Annotated in this window: 20 protein-coding genes; 12 read left to right on the plus strand and 8 right to left on the minus strand. The window is 67.8% G+C overall.

Features of this window, described 5'->3' with window-relative positions:
• The first annotated feature begins 112 nt into the window (after window positions 1–112).
• The 3 genes from ACHQ4I_RS13965 to ACHQ4I_RS13975 all read left to right on the plus strand — a co-directional run bounded on the left by ACHQ4I_RS13965 (window position 113) and on the right by ACHQ4I_RS13975 (window position 3581).
• The gene (locus tag ACHQ4I_RS13965; protein ID WP_420772128.1) at window positions 113–1036 is read left to right on the plus strand and encodes a TauD/TfdA dioxygenase family protein; all 924 of its coding nucleotides are present in this window, start codon (window positions 113–115) and stop codon (window positions 1034–1036) included.
• 202 nt (window positions 1037–1238) lie between these two features.
• On the plus strand, window positions 1239–2447 hold the full coding sequence (locus ACHQ4I_RS13970) for a CaiB/BaiF CoA transferase family protein (RefSeq protein WP_420772129.1): 1209 nt from the start codon (window positions 1239–1241) through the stop codon (window positions 2445–2447).
• Window positions 2448–2669: 222 nt separating this feature from the next.
• Entirely contained in the window at window positions 2670–3581 is a 912-nt protein-coding gene (locus tag ACHQ4I_RS13975; RefSeq protein WP_420772130.1) for a hydroxymethylglutaryl-CoA lyase, read from the plus strand.
• 180 nt (window positions 3582–3761) lie between these two features.
• On the opposite strand, the gene ACHQ4I_RS13980 is transcribed toward ACHQ4I_RS13975, so the two are convergent.
• Together ACHQ4I_RS13980 and ACHQ4I_RS13985 are read right to left on the minus strand one after the other, a co-directional pair.
• A complete protein-coding gene (locus ACHQ4I_RS13980; protein WP_420772131.1) occupies window positions 3762–4613 on the minus strand; it encodes a GNAT family N-acetyltransferase in 852 nt (283 codons plus the stop codon).
• 75 nt (window positions 4614–4688) lie between these two features.
• Entirely contained in the window at window positions 4689–5039 is a 351-nt protein-coding gene (locus tag ACHQ4I_RS13985) for a hypothetical protein (RefSeq protein WP_420772132.1), read from the minus strand.
• A 228-nt stretch (window positions 5040–5267) separates the two neighbouring features.
• Here ACHQ4I_RS13985 and ACHQ4I_RS13990 point away from each other — a divergent pair, with 228 nt between their 5' ends.
• The gene (locus ACHQ4I_RS13990) at window positions 5268–5726 is read left to right on the plus strand and encodes a hypothetical protein (protein ID WP_420772133.1); all 459 of its coding nucleotides are present in this window, start codon (window positions 5268–5270) and stop codon (window positions 5724–5726) included.
• A gap of 51 nt (window positions 5727–5777) precedes the next feature.
• Here ACHQ4I_RS13990 and ACHQ4I_RS13995 read toward each other — a convergent pair whose 3' ends face one another.
• Together ACHQ4I_RS13995 and ACHQ4I_RS14000 are read right to left on the minus strand one after the other, a co-directional pair.
• Window positions 5778–6905, minus strand: coding sequence for an acyl-CoA dehydrogenase family protein (locus tag ACHQ4I_RS13995; RefSeq protein ID WP_420772134.1), 1128 nt, complete (start codon window positions 6903–6905; stop codon window positions 5778–5780).
• Window positions 6906–6914: 9 nt separating this feature from the next.
• Window positions 6915–8084, minus strand: a complete 1170-nt coding sequence (locus ACHQ4I_RS14000) for an acyl-CoA dehydrogenase family protein (RefSeq protein WP_420772135.1) — start codon at window positions 8082–8084, stop codon at window positions 6915–6917.
• A 219-nt stretch (window positions 8085–8303) separates the two neighbouring features.
• Between ACHQ4I_RS14000 and ACHQ4I_RS14005 the strand changes: the two genes are divergently transcribed.
• A complete protein-coding gene (locus ACHQ4I_RS14005) occupies window positions 8304–9086 on the plus strand; it encodes a hypothetical protein (protein WP_420772136.1) in 783 nt (260 codons plus the stop codon).
• A gap of 4 nt (window positions 9087–9090) precedes the next feature.
• Here ACHQ4I_RS14005 and ACHQ4I_RS14010 read toward each other — a convergent pair whose 3' ends face one another.
• On the minus strand, window positions 9091–10227 hold the full coding sequence (locus tag ACHQ4I_RS14010) for an epoxide hydrolase family protein (protein WP_420772137.1): 1137 nt from the start codon (window positions 10225–10227) through the stop codon (window positions 9091–9093).
• Between the two features lie 92 nt (window positions 10228–10319).
• Between ACHQ4I_RS14010 and ACHQ4I_RS14015 the strand changes: the two genes are divergently transcribed.
• The gene (locus tag ACHQ4I_RS14015; RefSeq protein WP_420772138.1) at window positions 10320–11279 is read left to right on the plus strand and encodes a helix-turn-helix transcriptional regulator; all 960 of its coding nucleotides are present in this window, start codon (window positions 10320–10322) and stop codon (window positions 11277–11279) included.
• 65 nt (window positions 11280–11344) lie between these two features.
• Window positions 11345–11674: an MmcQ/YjbR family DNA-binding protein gene (locus ACHQ4I_RS14020; RefSeq protein WP_420772139.1), complete on the plus strand. Its 330-nt coding sequence runs from the start codon at window positions 11345–11347 to the stop codon at window positions 11672–11674.
• Here ACHQ4I_RS14020 and ACHQ4I_RS14025 read toward each other — a convergent pair whose 3' ends face one another.
• Entirely contained in the window at window positions 11675–11929 is a 255-nt protein-coding gene (locus ACHQ4I_RS14025; protein ID WP_420772140.1) for a hypothetical protein, read from the minus strand. It lies immediately after the preceding gene.
• Window positions 11926–13359, minus strand: coding sequence for an MFS transporter (locus ACHQ4I_RS14030; RefSeq protein WP_420772141.1), 1434 nt, complete (start codon window positions 13357–13359; stop codon window positions 11926–11928). The genes ACHQ4I_RS14025 and ACHQ4I_RS14030 overlap by 4 nt, the downstream gene beginning before the upstream one ends.
• A gap of 54 nt (window positions 13360–13413) precedes the next feature.
• On the opposite strand from ACHQ4I_RS14030, the gene ACHQ4I_RS14035 reads away from it, so the two are divergent.
• Window positions 13414–13902: a winged helix-turn-helix transcriptional regulator gene (locus ACHQ4I_RS14035; protein WP_420772142.1), complete on the plus strand. Its 489-nt coding sequence runs from the start codon at window positions 13414–13416 to the stop codon at window positions 13900–13902.
• Between the two features lie 9 nt (window positions 13903–13911).
• On the opposite strand, the gene ACHQ4I_RS14040 is transcribed toward ACHQ4I_RS14035, so the two are convergent.
• Window positions 13912–14844 (minus strand): SMP-30/gluconolactonase/LRE family protein, encoded by a 933-nt coding sequence (locus tag ACHQ4I_RS14040; protein WP_420772143.1) that lies wholly within the window; start codon window positions 14842–14844, stop codon window positions 13912–13914.
• A gap of 126 nt (window positions 14845–14970) precedes the next feature.
• Between ACHQ4I_RS14040 and ACHQ4I_RS14045 the strand changes: the two genes are divergently transcribed.
• From ACHQ4I_RS14045 to ACHQ4I_RS14060, 4 genes are read left to right on the plus strand one after another with little or no spacing between them, the layout of a single operon-like run.
• Window positions 14971–15696 (plus strand): alpha/beta hydrolase, encoded by a 726-nt coding sequence (locus ACHQ4I_RS14045; protein ID WP_420772144.1) that lies wholly within the window; start codon window positions 14971–14973, stop codon window positions 15694–15696.
• Window positions 15697–15743: 47 nt separating this feature from the next.
• The gene (locus ACHQ4I_RS14050) at window positions 15744–16121 is read left to right on the plus strand and encodes a hypothetical protein (RefSeq protein ID WP_420772145.1); all 378 of its coding nucleotides are present in this window, start codon (window positions 15744–15746) and stop codon (window positions 16119–16121) included.
• Window positions 16114–17397 (plus strand): WXG100 family type VII secretion target, encoded by a 1284-nt coding sequence (locus ACHQ4I_RS14055; protein WP_420772146.1) that lies wholly within the window; start codon window positions 16114–16116, stop codon window positions 17395–17397. The genes ACHQ4I_RS14050 and ACHQ4I_RS14055 overlap by 8 nt, the downstream gene beginning before the upstream one ends.
• A complete protein-coding gene (locus ACHQ4I_RS14060; protein ID WP_420772147.1) occupies window positions 17379–18260 on the plus strand; it encodes an ESX secretion-associated protein EspG in 882 nt (293 codons plus the stop codon). The genes ACHQ4I_RS14055 and ACHQ4I_RS14060 overlap by 19 nt, the downstream gene beginning before the upstream one ends.
• Window positions 18261–18328 lie beyond the last annotated feature (68 nt).

Raw genomic sequence — 18328 nt, forward strand, 5'->3', positions numbered from 1 at the left:
CTCGGGGGTGGGGTGTTGGGATCAGGGCGACGGAAATGCTGGTTGGGGTGGGCGGGTGGGTGGTGTGCTCGGGGGCGTATCAGCGGATTTCAAACCAGCGAAGGTGGTACCTATGACGGTCGACTACGCAACCGCCACGGTGACCAAGCTCGGCGCGCGCATCGGGGCTCGGGTGGATAACGTGCGGCTCGGCGGTGATGTGGACGCGGCCACTGTTGAGGTGATCAGGCGCGCGCTGCTCGAGAACAAGGTCATCTTCTTCCGTGGTCAGGACCATTTGACCGAGGACGGGCAGTATGAGTTCGCGCAGCTGCTCGGTACGCCGACCACCCCGCACCCGACGGTTACCTCGCACGGTGTCAAGAGCCTGGCCATCGACTCCCAGTACGGCCGCGCCAATAGCTGGCACACCGACGTCACCTTCGTCGACCGGATCCCGAAGGCCTCCATCCTGCGCGCGGTCACCTTGCCGTCCTATGGCGGATCGACCACCTGGGCCTCCACCGTCGCCGCCTACGAGTCGCTGCCCGAACCGCTCAAGCGCCTGGCCGAGAACCTGCGCGTGGTGCATACCAATATCTACGACTACGCCGCCACCAATGTCGACCGGAGCACCCCGAACACCGACGCCTACCGCGCCGAGTTCCAGTCCGATTTCTACGAGACCGAGCATCCGGTGGTGCGGGTGCACCCGGAGACCGGGGAGCGCGCGCTGCTGGTCGGGCACTTCGTCAAGCATTTCGTCGGCGTCTCCACCAGCGAGTCCCAGGCCCTGTTCCGCCTGTTCCAGGACCGGGTGACCCGGCTGGAGAACACCACCCGCTGGAACTGGCAGCCCGGTGACGTCGCCATCTGGGACAACCGCGCCACCCAGCACTACGCGGTCGACGACTACGACGGCCAGCCCCGAAAGCTGACCCGGATCACCCTCGCCGGCGATATCCCGGTCGGTGTCGACGGCGCCGAGAGCACGGTGCGTCACGGCAATGCCGAGCACTACTCGATCATCGAGGAAGTTTCGCCGCTCGCGTTGTGACGGCGACCGCACGGCAGCCGTGGTGCCTCCGATTGTGCTGCGGCAGTTGAGGGGCCGTGCGGCTGCCAACCGGGCTGCGGCCGAGTGCGAGGTCGGTCTGTTGCCGGGCGGACCCTTTCGAGCGACCTGCAAGCAATCGCTACCGGCCCTTTCGAGCCACCTGCAAGCAGTCGGTAGCGGCCCGATAGTACAGACTGATCCCATGAGTATCAGCCCGCTGGACGGGGTTCGCGTCCTGGAACTCGGCAATTACATCGCCGCGCCGACCGCTGGTCGCATCCTCGGCGATTTCGGTGCCGAGGTGATCAAGGTGGAGCGGCCGAAGGCCGGAGACGAGCTGCGCAACTGGCGGCTCTACGGCGGCGATACCTCGATGCTGTACCGCACCATCAACCGCAACAAGAAGTCGATCACGCTGGATCTACGCACCGAGGCGGGCCGGGGCATCGTCCTGGACCTGCTGCGGCACTGTGACGTGCTGCTGGAGAATTTCCGGCCGGGCATGCTCGAGAAGTGGGGCCTCGGCCCCGAGGTGCTCAACGAGGTCAATCCGGATCTGGTGATCACCCGGATCTCCGCCTACGGCCAGACCGGACCGCTGGCCGCGCGGCCCGGTTTCGCCGCGGTCGCGGAGGCCGTCGGCGGTCTGCGCGAACTCGTCGGCGATCCGGATCGGCCGCCGGTGCGGGTGGGTGTGTCCATCGGTGATTCGATCGCGGGCATCTACGCGGCCTTCGGGACGGTGATGGCGCTGTTCCAGCGCGAACGCACGACCGCGTCGATTCCGCTGGGGGAACGCATTATCGACGTGGCGTTGAACGAGGCGATTCTGTCGGTGATGGAATCGCTCGTCCCCGACTATCTCGCGTACGGCATCAATCGTGAGCGGGTGGGTGGGCGGATGGAGGGCATCGCGCCGAGCAATGCCTACCCGACCAGTGACGGCGCGAGCATCATTATCGGCGGCAACGGGGATGCCATCTTCCAGCGCTATATGGAGGTGATCGGCCGTCCCGACCTGGCCGTCGATCCGGAGCTGCAGGACAATGCCGGGCGCTGGCGCAATCGCGAACGACTCGACGCGTGCATTGCCGAATGGTCCGTGCGGCACACCCGGGACGAGGCGCTGAAACTGCTGGAGGCCGCGGCCATCCCCTGCGGCCCCATCTACACCGCCGCCGATATCGTCGCCGACGAACAGTACAAGGCGCGCAATATGATTCAGCCCTTTCCGGTGGATGTCGGTGCGCCGCAACCGAAGACGGTCGGCTTCCCCGGCATCGTGCCGGTGATCGGCGAACAATCCCTGCCCATCCGCAATGTCGGCCCGGATCTGGGTGAGCACACTCGCGAGGTGCTCTCGGAGTTGCTCGGCATGAGCGCGGCCGATATCGACGGGCTGGAGGCGTGATGCGCGCCGGTATCAACGGAGTGGAGGCCGCATGACGCGACGGGTATACGGCAGGCGTCGACCGCCGGGACGCAACGCACGCGAATTGCATGGGCCCGGCCATATCCGGCCGACGGTGCACCCGACCCCGGCGAGTAACGAGAAGCCTTGCGGCGGCGTGATGTGTGTCCCGCCGCATGTGCGTCAGGCGCCGCCGGTCCGGGATGCACGGGAGGAGGAGTGATGCTGCGCGATGTGACGCTGCGCGACGGATTGCAGCTGACCGGAAAGGTGCTGCCGGTCGAGCGCAAGGTGGACATCGTCCGCCGCCTGCTCGCCCTCGGCGTGCCCGCGCTGGAGATCGGCTCGATGGCCCGCGCCGATCTGGTGCCGCCGATGGCCAACACCATGGAGTTGATCGACGCGCTGACTCCCGAAGAGCTGCAACACTGCTGGGTCTGGGTGGCCACGCCACGCCATATCGAGAAGGCCGCCGCCGCGGGCGTGCGCAACTTCCAGTACTGCTTCTCCGTCTCGGATGCGCACAATAAGGCCAATATCGGCCGCAGCACCGAGGACAGCGTCGCCGTCATGCCGGACGCCGTCCGCCTGGCCCACGAGACCGGCGGCGAGATCCAACTCTGCCTCGCCACCAGCTTCACCTGTCCCTTCGACGGCCCCGTCGACCCGGAGCGAGTGCTGGCCATCGCCAACGACCCGCGCACCGAAGGCGCCGCCGATATCGTCATCGCCGACACCCTCGGCCAAGCCCACCCGGCCCAGGTGTCCGCACTGATCTCGGCCGTGCGCGATCGAACCCCGCAGCGCCGCATCGTCTTCCATGGTCACGACACCTGGGGCATGGGCGTCGCCAATACCCTCGCCGCCCTGCGAGCCGGTGCCACCATGGTCGACGGCTCGCTCGGCGGCCTCGGCGGCTGCCCCTTCGCCCCCGGCGCCAGCGGCAACACCGCCACCGAGGACATCCTCTTCGCCACCCGCCCCGCCTGGTTCACCCCACCGGTCCTGGCCGCAATGGTGGACCTCACCGAGGACCTACTGGCCGAACTCGCCGAACCCAACCGCTCCCGCACCGCCGAAGGCGCCCGCTCCGAAGCCTCCGCCTTCGAGTGGGTCATCACGCCCGCCCCCTGACGGGCGCCGCACACGCAGTGGCTATGTCGCACATAGCTATCCGGTCTGCGAGGTGGCGGCGGCGACGATGCCGCATCTAACGAGAAGTGTGCTGGACCGTGCGGCGAAATTTGTCATGGCCACAGACTTCAGCGTTGATCTTGTCGAAACCTGAAGAAGCGCAAAAGGTTCGACCAGCGATCACCGAAGGGTTATGGCCGGGGTGAACTGGTAGTGCCGGAAATCTCGGACGGGTTCGAAACCGATGGCGCGGTAGATCTTGTTCGAGGTGGGGTTGGCGATATCGGCGAACAGGCAGACGTTCAGGCCTTTCCAGCGCAGAGTGCGCGCCACATGGGCGGTGAGGATGCTGGCGTAGCCGTGGCCGCGTTGCTCGGGCGGGGTGTAGACCGGGCCGATCCGGGACCAGCCGAAGACCGGAACCTGGTGCGCGGCAAGGGAGACGGGGCGGCCGTCGCGTTCCCAGAGCCACCAGCGTCCGGTCGCTATCCGGTTCCGGATGGCGATGGCGGTCAGGCTCGGTGGCGGCATACCGGCCTCCAGGCGCATCGCCTCGGTCCAGCCGACACAGAGCGCCACATCGGATTCGGTTGCGCGGCGCGGCGATCCGGCGACATCGGGGAAATCCAGTGTCGCGAGCCGGTAGAGGCGGGTCGAGTACACCTCCACGAAATCCACGCCGTGCCGCTTCCCCCAGTGCCCGGCGAATTCGGTGGCGTCGTCGATCGCTCCCTCGACACCGTTCACACCCGGCGCGACCTCGGCCATGGCATCGGCAACGGCCGCAACACTTCCCGCGGGCAGCTCGCCGAGATATATCCCGCGTCCGGCCGCGCGCATGGCGGCGCCGATCACCGTCGCGTCGTCATCGTGCACCGACAGGAATCGCGACAGCTCGGCGTCGGCCTGCATGCCGGTCAGGTGGTTGGCGACGCCCGTGGTGATCACCGTGTGCCGCAACGGATCACGCAGCAGGAAGGCCAAGGTGACCGACCGGTACCGCGCGGCATCGGCGGTGATCTCGATCCTCATCCGAATCACGCTAGAGCCCGAAGGCCCTGCGCGCTCGCAATTTTCCCGCGCCGCCGTGTCGCGGCGACGCGCGATTCAGTTGGTCCGGCCGGCCCCGTCGGCGCGCAGCTTGAGCAGGACCAATCCGGCGGTGCACGCCAGAATCAGTCCGGCAACGGTGATTTCGACATGTAGTCCGGCGATGCCGAGCACTGCTCCGGCGATGCCGCCGATGAAAATCAGCCAGGCCGTTATCCGCAACAGGGTTGCGGACAGGGTGCGCACCGGCGGGTTCGACACGACTTGCTGCGAGGTTTCCGTGGCCGCCGACTCGGCGGTCGTGGCGGAGGCTCGCAACGGAGTTGTCGAGTAAGCTCCCATCATCAACTCCTCGATGACGCCGATCAGAGTATTGCCGTCGCGCGAATTGCACCGCGCGTCTCTCATCTAGGTACTGGCGTCTCACGCGTAACTTTGATCACAACACGCTACGGCCACGGCACGTGGTTCGACTACGACACGTGCCCGCGACACGCCGAAGAGACCAATTCGATATCTGGACTACCGATGTTTAAATATGCGCTGGCATCGCGCGTGCCCAGCGTGTTCTCACCTGGCCGGGCCGACCGGCCTCGATTATTGTGAGCCCCACTCGAACTACGAGGAGTGTCACCGATGGAGAGCAGCAGGGCCAAGATCGCAGGTCCGGCGATCGCCGTGGGCGCGGTCTCTCTCGGGCTCGTGCTTATCGGCGCCTGCGGGCTCGGCAAGCACGATACCTACGTCGCACCGCCACCGATCAAGTCCGCCAACGACCCGGTCCCGGCCGTGCGCTACGGAACCACCACCTCGGCGGTACCGAAGGTGGTCATCCCACCATCGCCCAGCTGGAAGGTCGCTCCCCCCGGACCGCCGCGCAAGCCGGTCGGCTTCACCGATCCCTCGACCTCGCCGGAGTCCACGACCCACGGTCCGCAGACCTCCACACTGTCCGCCACCCCGTCATTCGGGCCGCCGCCGGTCGCCACCACCGAGATCGAGTCGACGCCGACCACCCGGCCGCGTCCGACCACCGCCGAGCCGAGCGACGAGTCGCCGACCACGACACGCCGCCCGTACGGCGACGACGAATAGCAAACGGCGGCGCATGCAATCGCACACGCCGCCGTTCGTATCTACCGCGCCCTACAGCTCCGGCAGGTCGTAGTCACCGACCCGGTCACTGAGCACCCGCAGATGCTCCAGCCCACCGCCGAGCGTGCGCTCGATCGCGGTGAGCCGGGCGACGTAGTGGCTCACCGGGTATTCCGCGGTGACACCGATACCGCCGTGCATCTGGATCGCCTCCTGGCCGATATGCCGAGCCGAGCGACCCACCTGCAGTCGCGCCCGCGAGGCGATTACCGGATCGTTGGCGCCGTCGGCCAGCGACGCGTTCGCGTAGAGGCTCATGCTGCGCGCCAGTTCCAGCGAGACGTACATATTCGCCGCCCGCTGGGTCAGCGTCTGGAACTTCGACAGCGTGACGCCGAACTGCTTGCGCGTCTTCAGGTATTCCGTCGTCAGCCGCAGCGCCTCCTCCATCGCACCGATGGACTCCGCGCACAGCCCGGCCTGGGCATGTCCGATGGTCTCCCGCACGGCCTCGGCGGCATCGATATTGTCACCGAGCAATTCGCCTGGGGCCTTGTCGAATTCGAGCTGCGCGGCACGCTGACCGTCGACCGTCCGATACGACTTGCGCTGTACTCCGGCGGCATCGGGGCCGACCAGGAACAGTCCGATGCCGCCGCTCGGCAGCACCGCGCTGACCACCAGCTCATCGGCGCTGTCACCATGCGGAACCGGATTCTTCAGTCCCGTCAGCACCCACGAATCCCCCTCCTGCACAGCGGTGGTCGCGAGTTCGGTGGACGGCCAGCGCACACCGGGCTCGGTATGCGCGAATGCCAGCAGCTTGGTGCCGCCGGCGACCTCGGGCAGAATCCGCTGCCGCTGTTCGGCACTGCCGACCCGGGCGACCAGACCCCCCGGCACCAGCACCGCGTCCAGCAGCGGCTCGGGCGCCAGCCGACGCCCGATCTCCTCCAGCACGACCATCGTCTCCACCGGACCGGCGTCGACGCCGCCGTCCTCCTCGGTGAAACTCAGGCCGAGCACGCCGAGTTCGGCCAGCTGGTTCCAGACATCGCGGCTCCAGCCGAGTTCGGTGTCGGTGACCTTCAGGCGGGTCTCGGGATCGTAGTTGCGGCCCAGCAGGTCGCGAACGGTGTCGCGCAGCATGGCCTGTTCATCGGTGAGTTCGAAATCCATGGCTGCGCCTCACAATCCGAGGATCGTGGAGGCGATGATGGTGCGCTGCACCTCGCTGGAGCCTCCGTAGATGGTGGTCTTGCGGTAATTCAGATAGCTGGGGCCGCTGCGCTGCGCCCAACCGGGCGAGGCGATGTCATCGGCGCCGACCGGCAGTGCGTCCTGGCCCGCGATATCGAGCAGTAGCTCGGTCGCGGCCTGCTGCAGTTCGGAACCGCGCAGCTTGAGCACCGACGAGGCCGGATTCGGCTTGCCGTCCGAGGAGTTCGAGACCACGCGCAGCTGGGTGAGTTCCAGCGCGAGCAGTTCGTTCTCCAGTTCGGCGAACCGGGCGGCGAACAGCGGATCCTCGAGCAGCGTGCCAGCCCCCGACTTGGTCTGGCGCGCGTACTCCTTGGCGACACCGAGCTTGACCTTGGTGCGGCCGACACCGGTGATGCCGGTGCGCTCGTTGCCGAGCAGGAACTTGGCGTAGGTCCAGCCCTGGTTCTCCTCGCCGACCAGCTGGTCGGCGGGCACCCGGACATTCTCGAAGAAGACCTCGTTGACCTCATAGCCGCCGTCGATGAGCTTGATCGGGCGGATCGTGACACCGGGAGACTTCACGTCGAACAGCAGGAAGGAGATGCCCGCCTGCTTCTTCGCGGTCGGATCGGTGCGGACCAGGCAGAAGATCCAGTCCGCGTACTGACCGAGCGTGGTCCAGATCTTCTGGCCGTTGACGATGTAGGAGTCACCGTCGCGTACCGCGGTGGTGCGCAGCGAGGCCAGGTCGGATCCGGCGTCGGGTTCGGAGAAGCCCTGGCACCACCAGATATCCAGTGCGGCCGTCGGCGGCAGGAAGCGTTCCTTGATCTCCTGCGAGCCGAATTGCGCGATCACCGGGCCGACCATCTGGGCGTTGAACGTCAGCGGCTCGGGCACCGAGGCCAGCTGCATCTCGTCCTGCCAGATGTGGCGCTGGATCGGCGTCCAGTCCTTGCCACCCCACTCGACCGGCCAGTTCGGCACGGCCAGACCGTGGTCGTTGAGGATTTTGTGGGTGGTGACGATGTCCTCGCGGGACAGCTCATGGCCGTATTTGACGCGGTCACGGATGTCGGCGGGGATCTCGGTGCGGTAGAAGTTCCGCAGTTCGTCGCGGAAGCTCACCTCGTCCGGCGTCAGACTTAGTTTCATACACATCTCCCGGTGTGTCTCGTACGTCCGGGTCAAACCTACCCCCCGGTAATCTCGCCCTGTCGAGTGGGTCACAGCGTCGGGTCGGGTATGCGCCGTCGCCGTGTCGCGCGCGGGGCCTGCGGTTGCTCGCGACTCTCTGGGCGGCATGACCGGCGACCTGGTACGTTGCTGCACGTGGGTCGGGGCTATCCCCGTGTTCGGTATCGAGGAGAACGAGTGAACGGCAGATCCATCGCACGCGCCGCCGCGGCACTGACATCTCTCGGCATCGGTGCGGTTCTGACGCTCACCGGCACGGCGGCCGCCGAGCCCTCCCCGGTCGACGCCGGACTCGAACAACTCACCACCGCCGCCGGACCCGATCCGGCCGCACAGGCGGGCGTCGGCGCGCTCAACCAGTTCACCAAGCTGGTCGATATCGCCGAATTGCGCAATGTCTCAGCCGCTTTCACTCCGTTCGCCTATGCCGCGCCGACCTTCGGCTGCGGCAGCATCGGCCCGGTCACCACGATCATCGCCGCCGCCTCCACCGATGGCGCCAACCCCAACGGCGCCGTCGACCCGCTGCCCGGCACCCTGCGCTTCAGCGCGACACCCGCGCATTCGGGCTCGCCGCTGTCCTCCGGTCTGGTGGTGGCCTGGCTGAATGTCAATACCGGCGCGAGCGGCCTCAGCACCCTCGACGACCGGACCGAATACGGTCTGCCGACGCTGTCGAAGACCGTGGCCAGCGGTCCCGGCACGGTCATCGCCTCGATGTGGGGCATGATCGACTACCCGTTCGCGCACTGCGTGATGACGCCGACGGTCGGGATGTTCTTCGTGCCGGATCGTCCGGTGGTCGCGCCGCCGCCCCCGGCGCCCGAGGCCGGCGCTCCTGCGCCCGCACCAGCCCCGGCCACCGCGGCCGATAAGCCGCAGGCGGCCCCTGCGGCCGGCCAGACCCCCGCTGCCCCGGGGGCCGTGGCGCCGGGCGAGATCGCGCACCGGATCGGCTGAGCGCTCAGCGCACCTTGCCGAAGAACGCGCGGATATCGGCGACGTGCATATCCGGCAGTTCCATCGATACGAAATGGTTTCCGGTATTGCCCTCGGGCCAGTGCGCAATGATGTTGTCGCGCTCGGCGAGTCGCAGCATGAGTGCGGAGCCGCCCGCGTAGACGCCGGTCGGCACCAGCTTTTGCCCGGTGGGCCAGACGAATCCGCCGTCACCGAGACCGTCGTACATCGGCCAGGACGACGTGCCCGCGGTATCGGTGAACCAGTACAGGCTGATATTGGTCAGCAGGTGGTCGCGGTCCATGACATCCTCGGCGAGCTCGGCCATGGGCGTGAATTCATGAAATTTCTGCATCAGCCAGGCGAGCAGGCCGACCGGGGAATCGGTCCAGGCGTGCGCGAAAGTCTGTGGCGCGGCGCGCAATAGCGTGTGGTGGTTGACGCCGCCGCTCATCCAACCCTGCATCCGATCCCATTCGGCGCGTTCGTCCGGCGTCATGGTCGGCACATCGGCCTCGGTCGGCATGCCGATGCCGCCGTCGATGTGCACACCGACCACACGATCAGGGGCGACGCGGGCCATTTCGGGCACGACATAGGCCCCGAGATCGCCGCCTTGAACGCCGTAGCGGTCATAGCCCAGCCGGTCCATCAGCTCGACCCACATCTCGGCCACGCGACGCACGGTCATGCCGGTGTCCTTCGGCCCTTCCGAGAACCCGAAACCGGGCACCGATGGGACGACGACGTGGAACGCCTGCGCCGGATCGAGTCCATGCGCGCGCGGATCGGCCAGCAGACCAATGGTTTTGGTGAATTCGACGAACGAGTTCGGCCAGCCGTGGGTCAGGATCAGCGGCAGCGCATCCGGTTCGGGCGAACGCACATGCAGGAAATGCACGTCCAGGCTTTCGATTTCGGTGATGAACTGCGGGAACTCGTTCAGCGCCGCCTCCTGTGCCCGCCAGTCGTATCCGGTGCGCCAGTACTCGGCCAGTTCCTTCAGATACTCGACCGGCACGCCGCGCTCCCAGCCCTTGCCCGGCAGCTGTGCCGACCAGCGGGTGCGGGCCAGCCGGTCAATCAGATCGTCGACGTCGGCCTGCGGAATGTCGATGCGGAAGGGGCGGATGTCATTCATCGGTATGTCTCCTCAGCTGTGCTCGGTACAGAAGCGACACTAGAAGCCATCTAGGACCATCTGTGTCCTACTTGTCTAGAATCCTGAAAATCATGAACGACACCCCCGCCCGCCTGCTGCGCCTGCTCTCACTGCTGCAGACGCCACGCGAATGGCCCGGCAGTGAACTCGCCGACCGCCTCGGCGTCACCGATCGCACCGTGCGCCGCGATATCGACCGCCTGCGCGAACTCGGCTATCCGGTCGAGGCGACAATGGGCGCCAGCGGCGGCTATCGGCTGGTGGCGGGCGCCGCGATGCCACCGCTGCTGGTCGACGACGAGGAGGCGGTCGCCATCGCGGTCGGGCTGCGCGCCGCCGCCGGATCGGCCATCACGGGCATCGAGGATGCCTCGGTCCGTGCGCTCGCCAAACTCGAACAGGTGCTGCCCGCGAAGTTGCGCCGCCGGGTGCGTGTGCTCGGCACCGCCCTGGTGCCGCACACCGACGATGGACCCGCCGTCGATCCGGAGGTGCTGACCGCGTTGGCCGCGGCCGTAACCAACCGGGAGCGTGTGCGTTTCGGGTATCGCGGCGAATCCGGCGCCGAAACCCGCCGCCACGTCGAACCGGTCGGCCTCGTCCCATCCCGTCGCCGCTGGTATCTCGTCGGCCACGATGTGGATCGCGACGACTGGCGCATCTTCCGCGTCGACCGCATCGAACGGCCCCAGCCCACCGGTGCCCGCTGCACCCCGCGATCGCTGCCCGCCGCCGACCCGGCCGCCTATGTCGCGGGCCGCCGAACCAATTGGTACACCCCATCTTTCCGCGTCCGCGTGACGATCCAGGCCCCGATCGGTCGGGTCGCGGGCCGCCTGGGCGATTCGCCCGGCGATATCGCCGCCATCGACGACGATTCCTGCCTACTGGACGTCATCCGCGACGACGACCCGACCTGGCTGGCGTACCGCCTCATCGATCTCGGCGCGGACTTCCGGGTTCACGAACCGCCGGTGCTGGTGGACCGGCTGCGCGCGATCGCGACCCGCATCACCGAGGCCGTCACCTAGCGGAATCATCCACCACCACGGTGTTGCACGATAGAAGTCCGATTTCCGAACCGGAGGCCCGAACCGTGCTAGACGCTGACGACGTGCGCCGCATCGCGTTGTCCTTTCCCAAGACCGTGGAGAAGGAACGCTGGCATCACCCCACCTTCGACGTGGCAGGCAAAATGTTCGTCACCATCCCCGACGATCAAACCTCGTTCGCGGTCCGCTGCCCCAAACACGACCGCGAAGAACTCATCGCCGCCGAACCGCACAAATTCTGGGTCCCGCCGCACGAGGCATCCTCGTCCTGGGTTCGGGCTCGCCTGTCCGCCATCGAGGACAGCACCGAACTGCGCGACATCCTGCTGGACTCGTGGCGGCAGGCCGCGCCCGCCGATCTCGTCGAGGACTGATCACCCCCAGGGGTCGGCTGACACGTAATGCCAAAGCTCCCAAGGGATTTCCGGGTCGCGGGCGCGGGCTGCCGGGAAGTCGTCCGGGGTGTCCAGAGCCAGGTCGGATAGGGCGCGGCTGACGGCCACGTGCAGTTCCAGGATGAGTCGACGGCGGCCGGAGGGCGCCAGCGCTTGCGTGGTGCGCACGATCGCGCGAACGGCCCGCAGTATGGATGCCGTTGCGGTGGCGAGTGTTTCGTTGCGCGTGATCATGGCATCATCGGCTCGGCTGTGACGGTTGGACTCGCGGCGACCGCCTCGGCGGCGACCGGAATATCGACCGTCGCGCGAACCGGGCGCAGCGCCAGCGCGACGAGTCCGGCGGCGAGCGCGGCCGCGATGCCGAGGAAGAAGGCTCGGTCGGAGGCGTCCAGCGCGGCATGCAATGTGGTGGGTGTGCCGATAATGGCGATCAGCAGCGCCGTGCCCAGTACCGCGCCGAACTGGCGGAAGGCGGCCCCGACGGCGCTGGCCGAACCATAGCGATCCGCGGGAACATCCGCGACCGAGGCCGCGCCGAGGGCCGGGAAGGCCAACCCGATACCGATGCCGACCAGGGATTGGCCGGGCAGCCAGGTGGTGAGGAAGTCGGGATCGGCGCCACTACCGCGCAGCACCAGCAGTCCGATGGCGTAGACGATGGTGCCGGGGATGATCACCATGCGATGGCCGAAGCGGTCGGCGATGCGGCCCGCGGGGATGGCGACCACGGTGGTCAGCAGCGGTCCGGGCAACACGGCCAAGCCCGCCTTCAGGATGCTGTATTGCCATACGCCCGTGAGAAAGAGGACATTGCCGAGGATCATCGAGAAGAAGGCCATGGCGAACAGCAGGGTGCCGAGATTGCCGATGGCGAAGCTCGGGATGCGCATCAGGGCGGGCTCGACCACCGGCTGCTGGTGCACCAGGCAGCGGCGCACCAGCCAAGCGATCAGCACGGCCGCCGCGGCGAAGCATGCGATGGTGTCGAGGCTGACCCAGCCCCAGCTGCCGCCCTGAATGATCGCAAGTGCCAGGAGTCCGAGTCCGGCGGCGGACAATGCCGCGCCGAATAGGTCGGGCAGTCCGGTTGCGTTGTCCTCCTCGCTTTCTCGCAGCCCCGCCCGGCCCGCCGCGATGATCAGCAGCCCGACCGGAATATTGATCAGGAAGATCCAGCGCCAGTCCGCGATATCGATGAGAAATCCGCCCAGCGGCGGGCCGGTCCCCGCGGCCAGCGCCGCCGCCGCACCCCAGATGCCGACCGCCGCCGCGCGGCGCTCGTTGGGGAATTCGGGCAGCAGCAGGGCCAGCGAGACCGGCGCGATGATCGCCGCGGCCACCCCCTGCAACGACCGAGCGCCGACGAGTAGCTGCCAGTTCGGCGCCGCCGCGCAGGCAATCGAGGTGAGCACGAAAAGGCCGGTGCCCCAGAGCAGCAGGCGCTTGTGGCCGAGCCGGTCGGCGAGTCCACCGGCCGGGACGAGCAGTGCCGCCATGGCGATGAAGTACGCGTCGAGCACCCAGCTCAGCTGCGCGCGCGAGGCCTGCGGGAAGGACGCCGCGATATCCGGAAAGCTCACGTTCACGATCGAGGTGTCCAAGAAGGCGAGGAACGCGCTCCCGCAGATGGCCAGGAGCGCCCAGGCGCGTCGTTGCAACATGCAACTAGAACCTAGGCGACGTAGTTGCGAATTGCAACGGCTATCGTGGAATCGATGAAACACGACGATCTGCTGGCGAGTAACTGCGCGATCGAGCGCTCCGGGGCCGTACTCGGCGAGCGCTGGGTGATCGCGATCCTGCGTGCCGCCTACTTCCGCGCCCGCACCTTCGAGGACTATCAGCGCAAGACCGGCATCGCGCGCAATATCCTGACCGAGCGGCTGAACCGACTAGTCGACTACGGCATCTTGGAGCGCCGCGAATACGCCTCCGGGCCGTCGCGCACGCTGCACGAATACCGCCTGACCCCGGCCGGCATCGACCTGTATCCGGTCATCGCGGCGATCTTGGCGTGGGGCGAGAAGCACACCGGCCTGATCAATGGCACGCCGACGGAATTGGTGCATCACACCTGCGGCAAGGTCACCCACGCCAAAGTGGTGTGCGAATGCTGCGGCGAGGAGTTGCGGCCGCATGACGTCGAGGTGCGGCCGGGACCGGGCGCGGAGAATCCCGCGCCACCGTGGACACCCGTCCGGTGACCCATTCGCTCAGTGCGACAATCGAATCCGCAGGATCGCGCCGCCCTCGGTACCGGCGAGGAACTCCTCGGATCGGCCGGGCACGGCGACCACCGATGTCAGCGGTTGGCCGGTCAGCACGGCGCATGCGGAATTCGTGCTCGGATCGACCCGGACGAGCTGGCCGGTCAGCGTCGTCACGTACAGCACGCCCGCATCGTCGATGAGCAGATCGTCGGCGAAGTCCGCAATCCCGGGGGAGACCGACAAATCGGCGATCACCGTCACGCTGGTCGGATCGTCGACCGGGAAGCGCGCGATGCGGCCGAGCGGATTGCCGTTCATGCTGAGGTAGATCGAGTTATCCCGCACCACAATGCCATTGGCGCCGGAGAACTTCGCGCGCGCCGTCCAGTCCGCATCGACGCTGCCGTCCGGACGGATCCGGATCACACCACCACTCGAAGCGACGTACAGATCGCCCTTCGCGTCGAAGGCGGCGCCGTTGGGCATGGTGAACCCGGAGGCGAATACCGTTGGCTGGGGATTATCGGGATCGAAACGCACCACCCCACCGGGACGCAGCACGCTCGTCGGTGAATCGCCGTAAACGACATAGAGCAGTCCGTCCGGCCCGAGCCGAACCGCGCCCGGAAATTCGACCGGCACCGTCGCGGTCAACCGTCCCGCGCTGTCGTAGCGCTGAACCTCATTGCGGTACAGCCGCGACACCCACAGATTGCCCTGCGCGTCGTATCCGACGTTCTCCGACCAGTCGAGCACCGGCAGACCGGCGGGCACAGCGGTCGCGGCCTGAGCGGGCGCGCATCCCGCGACCGTGCCGGGCCGGGCCACGGCATCCGATTCGGCCATGGCATCTGTCGCGCCGAGACCGGCGCAGCTCAAGGCCAGCACGGCAGCAACCGACCACGCTCGTGCGCCCGGACGATGGAGCTTTCTCAACGCGAACCTCGACTCTCCTGGCCGACCTTGCCTCGCCCGGCAGTCTAGCCACCTTGCCACTTATTCGACGCACGCAAGTCGTGCGTCAACTCGACTGGATCGCCGAAGATTTGGCAGTATCCACGGATGCCCTTCTTCGACGGTGCTCGCGGCCGAATGCACTATCGGCGATGGCCGGTCGAGAACAGGACCGCGGTGGTGGTGTTGCTCCCCGGAATGGGGCAGCACAGCGGCCATTACCACCGCTTCGCCCGGACACCGAAGGCCCTCGGCATCGAGGTGTGGGCGCTGGACACCTCGGGACACGGGTTGAGCGAGGGCGATCCGGACCATCCCGGCACACTGGTGGAACTGGTGGCCGACGCGATGCGGCTGATCGAGCTGGTCCGCGCGGAACTACCGGACACCCCTTTGATCCTGATGGGTCACTCGCTCGGCGCGGTCACCGCCCTCGGCATCCTGGGCGCGGCGGTGCCGGATCGCGCCAGCGCGGCCGACGACCTGAGCGGGCTGGAGACGAAGTACCCACGCGAACCGAGTCTGCCGCCGAGCGAGCTGGTCGGGCTGGTCCTATCCGGCGTGCCCAAGCGCGCGCTCGGCGGCGGCGCGCCCGGCGCACCCGGCACGCCGTTGCCGAGCACCCTGCCGATCCTCGCCGTGCACGGTGTCGAGGACCGACGGGCGCCGATCGATGCGATGAAAGTCTGGACTCGGCGCCACGATTGGGTAAGTTTGCGGGAGTACGCCGACGCCGGGCACGACCTGTTGCACGAGCCGGTGCGCGCGCGGGTCGCTGCCGACATCGCGGACTGGATGCAGGCTGTCGTCGTGGGGTTGGCACGACATCGGTGAGTTGATCACGGCTGCGCGGGCAGCACGACGAGGAAGGGGGCGGCGAGATGTCGGATGTGACTGCGCTGAATCAAGCGATCGACGATGGCCAGCTCTGGATCGATGGCGTACTTGTCGCCGAGGGCGCGCACGAGCAGTGCGCCAAGCGCTACGAACAACTCGCCGATGAGGTCGAGGCCCAGATAGCCGCATTGAGCGGGGCCGCTTCGCTGCCCGGCTTCGGCGGATTCGATTCGGGTGCGGCATTGCGGCGCGGCTTCGAGGACAAGGCCGATGGCGCGATGACCCGGTTGCGCGAATACGCCGACGCCGCAAGGGCACTCGCGCAGACCTTCCGCGCGGCGGGTGCGGCGTACACCCGGGCCGATGAGGATCTCGCGGCGGCGGTCGGTCAGGTCGAGGTGGCGGGAGCCGCGCATGCGTAAGATGCCGCACACCGGTGAGAAGACCCCCATCCGGTACGTCGACCCCGACTACACGCGGACCGTCGAGATCTTCGACAACCTGTCGCATCAGCAGATCCATGACGGCGTGCAGCTGATGAATCCGGTCGTCCTCACGGGTGGCCAGCAGGCCTGGCAGGGCAGCTCGACCGGCCTCGCCACCGCCGTCGAACAGGCGCATACCGAAATCCGCGCCGCGATCGCCGACGGCTGGCGCGGCGGGGCGGCGCAGTCCGCGGCCGACGCGGTGCGCGAATTCGAAAGACACGGACAGCAACTCGCGGATGTGATGGCCGCGGTCGGCCAGCGGCTCGGCCAGGCAGGCGATGCCGCCGAGGCACTGCGCGGGGCCGTGGTCGCCCCGTCCGGCGCCGCACCGGATCTCGCTGGCGCACTGCTGGATCCGGCACGGGCCACCGACAACACCGCCACCCAGAAGTCCGCCGAGGGCACCCGCCAGGATGTGGTGCAGGCGATGGACAGCATCTACACAAAGGTTTTCATTCCGACCGGATCCGGAATCCCCGCCTTCCCCGATGCGGTCACCGGCGATACCGCACAGACGCCCGACACCACGCCCGCAGCGCAGATTCCCGCGGCGACCGGCCCCGATACCGGAACGCAAACCCTCACCACCCCAACGGTTCCGGCGAGCGCATCGGTGACGATCACACCGCCGACCACCGTCGAGCCCGCCGCGGCGACGACCCAACCCGCGACGACGCCGACCACCATCACCCCGGCGGCCGCCGTAGACACCACCCCCGCCGCAGCCAAACCGGTTGCGCCGATAGCGGATTCCCCCGCGGCAACCACCCCGGCGGCCACCACGCCGACCGCCGCACCGGATCTCGCCGTTCGACCCGGCACCGGCGCACCGGTGGTCACCGCCGCGGCCGCCCCGGTGATAGCACCGACGGTCCCCGGCGCGGGCAACTCCACCTCGGACGACGAACGCAAACGCGACGAGCGCAAACGCGATGCCAGCAGCGACGCGATCAACGGCGCCGGCGCCGGCGCGGTCGGCGGACTGATGGGCGGTGCGATGGTCGCGGGCGACACCCCGCGCTCCGGTCTGAGCACCAGTGCGGCAGCCGCCCGCGCACAGGCCCGCGACGAGGAAGACTACGACGACGATTACCACTTCTTCGACGACGATCTGACCTTCCTGGAACCGGCCGACGACGGCGGTGAGCTGATCGGCGATATGGATCCGACGACACCACCGGTCGTCGGCGAATGGACCGAACTGGAGTGAACTGGACGCTGACCCCGGACCAGTTCGCCATGGCCTGGGCTCGCACCGACGGCGACCGCATCCCCTATCCCCTCGCCGTCCGACTCTCGGCTCGCGATACCGCCGAACGCGCCGCCCAACTCCCCGCCCTGAACCGTTGGTGCGAGCAGACTCTCGACGCGGACCTGGAGGGGGCGCTGCGGGTGCTGGCCCGGCCCACCGTGCGCATCGAGGTCTTCGGGCAGCGCGATGCGATAGAGCCCGCGTCGGGAGCCAACGGCGCGGCCGAGCCAGACGGCACGATCGAGCAGACGGGTCTGGTCGAACAGACCGGTCCCGCGTCCGCCCCCGAGCCCGGTATCGCGGCGCAGTCGCGCCCGGTGCGCGTGCTCGGTGCGATCGCCGGGGATATCGCGGTGGTCGCGGCACAGCGCCCAGGAACGACCGCGGACCGCGGCGGCGATATCCGGCTGTTCGTCGATCGGGTGAAAAACCTGTCCGCGCGGGTGATATCGGTGCTGCCCGAGAACACGCCCGGCACCATGGCACAGCTGACCGCGCCGCTGGCCCGGGTCAACGAGGACAGCCGGGATCTGGTCACCGTGCCGGTGGCCGGACCCGCGACGCCGACGCGAATTCGCAAGCTACTGCGGCAATCTCGCGACGGCATCGGCCAGATCGTGGTTTCGGTGCGGCGGCCCGACGGCGAGCTGCATCCGTTCGGGGTGTTGTGCTGGATCGACGTGGTCGGCGACGGCAGATACTCCGTGCGCACCGGCGTCGATGTCGACATCATGCCGGTCACCGCACAACGGTTCACCGCGGTGTTGCGCCCGATGGTCACCGCGGCCGAACGCACCCTCGACTTCGCCGAGCGCTGGTGAAACCGCTGCCGTACAAGCACCGATCACCCCGCACGGAGCGAGTCTTACGAGCGACGTTTGCGGCCCGT

The organism is Nocardia nepalensis (assembly GCF_048910785.1).
Taxonomy (GTDB): domain Bacteria; phylum Actinomycetota; class Actinomycetes; order Mycobacteriales; family Mycobacteriaceae; genus Nocardia; species Nocardia nepalensis.